The organism is Natronospira sp. (assembly GCF_007134575.1).
Classification (GTDB): domain Bacteria; phylum Pseudomonadota; class Gammaproteobacteria; order Natronospirales; family Natronospiraceae; genus Natronospira; species Natronospira elongata.
The window spans coordinates 1-5,991 of the sequence record NZ_SLKM01000096.1; the positions used below are offsets into that span (position 1 = coordinate 1).

5 protein-coding genes are annotated in these 5,991 nt (G+C 62.6%); all 5 read right to left on the bottom strand.

The genetic code is table 11. From position 1 onward, the window contains the following. Positions 1-540, bottom strand: a 540-nt coding sequence (locus ACJWXQ_RS03705) for a pyruvate kinase (protein WP_406672177.1), incomplete at its 3' end; no start/stop codon positions are given. 224 nt (positions 541-764) lie between these two features. After that, positions 765-1,967, bottom strand: a complete 1,203-nt coding sequence (locus ACJWXQ_RS03710) for a phosphoglycerate kinase (protein ID WP_346050526.1) — start codon at positions 1,965-1,967, stop codon at positions 765-767. Between the two features lie 82 nt (positions 1,968-2,049). Next, positions 2,050-3,057, bottom strand: coding sequence for a type I glyceraldehyde-3-phosphate dehydrogenase (gene gap / locus ACJWXQ_RS03715; RefSeq protein ID WP_346050527.1), 1,008 nt, complete (start codon positions 3,055-3,057; stop codon positions 2,050-2,052). A gap of 29 nt (positions 3,058-3,086) precedes the next feature. Then, on the bottom strand, positions 3,087-5,096 hold the full coding sequence (gene tkt / locus ACJWXQ_RS03720) for a transketolase (RefSeq protein WP_346050528.1): 2,010 nt from the start codon (positions 5,094-5,096) through the stop codon (positions 3,087-3,089). A 170-nt stretch (positions 5,097-5,266) separates the two neighbouring features. Next, a partial coding sequence (locus tag ACJWXQ_RS03725) for a glycosyltransferase (protein WP_406672178.1) occupies positions 5,267-5,991 on the bottom strand: 725 nt, incomplete at its 5' end.

Consider the following 5,991-nt stretch of genomic DNA (forward strand, 5'->3'; position numbering starts at 1 on the left):
ACGGATATCTTCCCGATCCTTCCCGGTCAGGGCAGGCGCCGACAGCCCCCCGCCCTGACGGTTGATGCCCTTGTTGTCCGACAGGCGCCCGCCGATCTCCACCCGGGTATGAATCCGCTGCCCCTCCACACTCTCCACGCGCAGAGCAATGAGACCATCGTCCAGCAACAAGACATCGTCAGCCTGGACATCGCCGGGCAGGCCCTTGTAGGTCAGGCCAACCTGGGTCTCGTCGCCACCTTTGGGGCCCAGACTGGAATCCAATACAAAGCGCTGACCATCACGTAATTCCACCGGGCCGTTGCGGAAACCGTCTATGCGGATCTTGGGCCCCTGAAGATCCGCCAGCAGGGCCACATCCCGTTCTTCTGCCGCGGCCGCCTCCCGGGCCATCGCCGCCAGGCGACCGTGATCCTCGGCCTGGCCATGGGAAAAATTGATGCGCATGACATCCACCCCGGCTGCCACCAACTGTCGCAACTTATCAACCGTTGCGACGGCCGGGCCCAGGGTTGCAACTATCTTGGTTCTTCTTGGCATGTGAAAGAACAGTCAGCAGGTTAATGACGACAGGCGGTGCCGGCGAAGCGGCATCACCTGGATTGATATTTCTTCAGACTAACAGGCTAGACGTTCAAGGAGAATAAAGGAATCTCGGGTAAAGGCACAGCTAGGCAGAACCTTCCTCACGCTCCCATACGAAAACACCGCCCGAAGGCGGTGTTTTCGTATGGGAGCTGTTCACTTGGAACTGTCCACCGTCCCTAGCCATGTCCAGCTGCGGCGGCCTGCTCGCTGCCACGGCTTTCAAGAATGGCCACCGCCGGTAGCGTCTTGCCTTCCAGGAATTCGAGGAAGGCCCCGCCACCGGTGGAAATATAGGATACCCGATCGGCGATGCCATACTTGTCCACCGCGGCCAGCGTGTCACCGCCGCCAGCGATGGAAAAGGCGGAGGAATCGGCGATGGCCTCGGCCAGTATGCGGGTGCCCTGTCCGAACTGATCAAACTCGAACACACCCACCGGACCGTTCCAGACTATGGTACCGGCTTCCTTGAGGCTTTCGGCGAAGGCCTCGGCGGTATCAGGGCCAATATCCAGCACCATTTCATCGGCGGCAATCTCATCGACCTTCTTCACGTCCGCCTCGGCGCTGGCATCGAACTCGGTTGCCACGACCACGTCGCTGGGAACCGGAATTTCACCGCCCTTGGCTTTGGCTTGCTCCATCAGGCGCTTGGCCTCGGGGATGAGATCGGGCTCGTGCAGGGATTTGCCCACGTCATGACCCGCGGCAGCAATGAAGGTATTGGCGATGCCACCACCGACAATCAGTCGATCCACCACCTTGCTGAGGCTTTCCAGCACGGTCAGCTTGGTGGAAACCTTGGAGCCGGCAACGATGGCCACCAGGGGACGCTTGGGGTTCTCCAGGGCATGGCCCAGTGCCTCCAGCTCCCGAGACAGCAGCGGTCCGGCACAGGCGACTGGGGCGAAGCGGGCGACGCCATGGGTCGAGGCCTGTGCGCGGTGGGCGGTACCAAAGGCATCCATGACAAAGACATCACACAGGGCGGCCATCTTCCGTGCCAGGCCCTCGTCATCGGCTTTCTCGCCCTTGAGGAAACGAACGTTCTCGCAGAGAACGACCTCGCCTTCCTCGACTGCCACGCCATCGATCCAGTCCTTGACCAGGCGCACCTTGCGGCCGAGCAATTCCGTCAGGCGTTCCGCCACCGGTGCCAGGGATTGGCTTTCGTCATATTCCCCTTCCGTGGGTCGGCCAAGGTGGGACATCAGCATTACCCGGGCACCACCGTCCAATGCTGCCTTGATCGTGGGCAGCGAGGCCCGGATGCGGGCGTCACTTGTCACCTTGCCGTCTTTGACCGGCACATTCAGATCCTCGCGGATGAGAACGCGCTTGTTACTAAGGTCCAGTTCCGTCATTTTGAGGATGGTCATCGCCAGCCTCCCTGGTTTGCCAAAAACAAATGCGGGCGCCGGCAGCAACCGGCGCCCGGACTCATGCCGGCCTGGGGTCGCTTCAGGCCTTCATCACGGCTAGTGCGGTGTCCAGCATACGGTTGGAGAAACCCCATTCGTTGTCGTACCAGGCGCAGACCTTGACCAGGTTGCCGTTGATGACCTTGGTCAGGCCGGCATCCACGGTGGAAGAAGCCGGATCGTGGTTGAAGTCCACGGAAACCAGCGGGTCTTCTGTATAGGCCAGAACACCCTTGAGCGGACCTTGAGCGGCTTCCTTCAGGATGCCGTTGATTTCCTCGACGCTGGTTTCGCGGGAAGCGGTGAAGCTCAGATCCACCATGGAGACGTTGATGGTGGGCACACGCACAGCGAAACCGTCCAGCTTGCCGTTGAGTTCCGGCATCACCAGTCCCACGGCGGCGGCGGCGCCGGTCTTGGTGGGGATCATGGACATGGTGGCGGAACGGGCGCGGCGCAGGTCCTTGTGATAAACGTCGGACAGCACCTGATCGTTGGTGTAGGCATGAATGGTGTTCATCAGCCCGGACTCGATGCCCACCTTGTCGTTCAGGGGCTTGACCAGGGGGGCCAGGCAATTGGTGGTGCAGGAGGCGTTGGAGACCACGCTGTCATCGGCCGTCAGGCTGTCGTGGTTGACGCCGTAGACGATGGTGGGCAGGTCCTTGCCCGCGGGAGCGGAAATCAACACCTTCTTGGCGCCGGCCTGGATATGGGCGGAGGCCTTGTCCTTGCTGGCAAACAGACCGGTGCACTCCATCACCAGATCCACGCCCAGATCGCCCCAGGGCAGCTTGCTCGGATCGCGCTCGGCGCAGACCTTGATCTTGTCGCCATTGACGACCAGGTAGTCGCCATCCACTTTCACTTCGCCCGGGAAACGGCCGTGGGCGGTATCGAAACGCGTCAGGTGGGCATTGGTTGCGGCATCACCCAGATCGTTGATCGCCACGATTTGGATTTCATCGGTGCGGCCAGCCTCATAAAGTGCACGCAGAACATTGCGGCCGATGCGGCCGTAACCGTTGATTGCTACCTTGATCGCCATGTCATCTCTCCCTTGGAGGTTCCTGAGAATCAGCTGTCGAGATTCTTGAGTACATCGCGCGCGGTGTCCATGACCCGCGTCACCGTAAAACCGAAATGCTTGAAAACGTCCTCGGCGGGGGCCGATTCACCGAACTGGTCCAGGCCGACCACGGCCCCGGCATCCCCCGTCCAGCGCTGCCAGCCGTCGCTGACGCCGGCTTCCACCGCCACGCGGGCGGCGACATCCGGCGGCAGCACGCTCTTGCGATAGGCCGCATCCTGGCGCTTGAAGACACAACTGGAAGGCATGGACACCACGCGAACCTTCAAGCCTTCCTCGCGCAGGCCCTTGGCGGCTTCCGTACAAAGCGCCACTTCCGAGCCGGTGCCGATCAGAATCACATCGGGCTTGCCATCACTGTCAGAGAGGACATAGGCGCCACGCCGGATGTTGCCGATGGTCTCCCCGTCACGCGCCTGGAAGGGCAGACCCTGGCGGGACAACGCCAGACAGGTGGGCCCGTTGCGTCGCTCGATGGCATCCTGCCAGGCCACCGCGGTTTCCACGGTGTCACAGGGACGCCACACGGTCATGTCCGGGATGATGCGCAGGGAGGCCAGGTGCTCCACTGACTGGTGAGTCGGCCCATCCTCGCCCAGGCCGATGGAATCATGGGTATAGACGAAGATGGAGCCCACCTTCATCAGCGCGGCCATGCGCACGGCATTGCGGGCATAATCGGAAAAGGTCAGGAAAGTGCCGGCATAGGGAATGAAGCCCCCGTGCAGAGCCAGCCCGGAAACCATTGCCGACATGGCAAATTCCCGAACCCCGTAGTAGATGTAGTTGCCATCCGGATCCGCCGCGGTCACCGTGCGGGCGTCCTTGAACTGGGTGTTGTTGGAGCCGCTGAGATCCGCGGAGCCACCGATGAGCTCAGGCAGCGCCTGGGCCAGGCTATCGAGACTCTTGCCGGAAGCCTTGCGGGTGGCCATCTTCTCACCATCCCGATCCATGGCGGTCAGCAACTCACCGGCCACCGCCTCCCAGTCACCGGGCAGTTCAGCATTCATGCGCCGCTGGAATTCAGCCGCAAGGGCGGGATGTTCCTGACGATAATTCTCAAACAGTGCCCGCCAGCTATCCTCGACTTCCTGTCCCCTGGCGCGGGCATCCCAGCCGCCACGAATGGCATCGGGCACTTCAAACGGCGGGTGCTCCCAGCCCAGTTCCTGGCGGGCCGCCGCAACTTCGTCCTCGCCCAAGGCGGCACCGTGGACGCCAGCGGTTCCCTTCTTGTTGGGGGAACCAAAACCAATCACGGTCTTGCAGCAGATGATGCTGGGCTTGTCGGATTCGGCACGGGCCTGCTCGATGGCCGCACGCACCGCCTCGGCGTCGTGGCCATCCACATCGCGGACCACATGCCAGCCATAGGCCTCGAAACGCCTGGGCGTGTCGTCGGTGAACCAGCCGTCGACCTCGCCGTCGATGGAGATGCCGTTGTCATCATAGAAGGCAATCAGCTTGCCGAGCCCCATGGTCCCTGCCAGGGAGCATGCCTCATGGGAGATGCCCTCCATCAGGCAACCGTCCCCCATGAAGACATAGGTGAAGTGATCGACGATATCGAAGCCAGGCTGATTGAAACGGGCGGCCAGGACCTTCTCCGCCAGGGCCATGCCCACGGCATTGGCCAGACCCTGTCCCAGAGGACCGGTGGTGGTCTCCACGCCCGGCGCATAGCCGTACTCGGGGTGCCCCGGTGTCATGGAATGAAGCTGACGGAAGTTGCGAATCTCTTCCATGGGCAGCTCATATCCGCTCAGGTGCAGGAGGGAATAGACCAGCATGGAGCCATGACCGTTGGACATCACAAAGCGGTCACGGTCCTCCCACTTGGGGTTGAGCGGGTTGTGCCGAAAGAAGTCGTTCCACAGCACTTCGGCAATATCGGCCATGCCCATGGGGGCGCCGGGATGACCGGAGTTGGCTTTCTGAACCGCATCCATGCTCAGGGCACGAATGGCGTTGGCAAGTTCTCGGCGTGAGGGCATGCAAGCTCCCTGAGTACGATGGCAGCCCACCCCGGCACTGGAACGGCTACAGCCGGCCAGACCGGCCACGGCCTGTGCGGCGCCGATGGCGGGGAGGATGGAGACGCAACGGAAAAATTAAAGCGCCTATTTTCGCGGATTGGCGCCCAAACGGCAAGGCCGCGACTGGCTCAGCCCTGCTGGGCCAGGGCTGGCGCGGCTTGCGCAGGTCGCCAGCCGGTGAGCTTTTCGTACAAAGCCAGTGTCTCGCGCACTGTGCGCTCCGGCGTAAAGCATTCGCGGATTCGCTGTTCCGCCGCCTGGCCCATGCGCCGGCGGGCCTCGGGATTACTCAGCAGGCTGCCCAGGGCGCCAGCCAGCGCATCGGCATCGCCCGGCGGGACCACCAGGCCGCTAACGCCATCCTCGACCAGCTCCGGGCTACCACCGGCACGGGTGACCACCGGCGGCACGTTCTGACACATGGCTTCAATGACGGCCCGGGGCAAGCCCTCGCGGCGCAAGGCCGGCAGCACGAAAATATCAAAGGCGCCGGAAATCCGCGAAGCATCATCCTGCCATCCCAGCTGATGAATGCGATCCCTGGCCGGACTCTGGCGAATACAGCGGGCCACTTCCCGGTCCGCCACATCCCCCACCAGGACCAGCCGGGCGCGAGGATTCTCCAGCTGCTCCAGGGCATGAATCAGTGCCGGGATGCCCTTGCGCTTGCGCATCTGGGCCACGCAGCCAATCACCGGACCGTCCCCGGGCACACCGTAATCGGACAGACGCAGCGGCGGTTTGCGCCAGAAGTCCGCGTAATGGCCCTTGTGGATGGTCACCACCTTCTCCATGGGCACACGCCAGCCGAGAAAACGGTTGGCCAGCAGATCCTGGCGAATGGCCTCGCAGA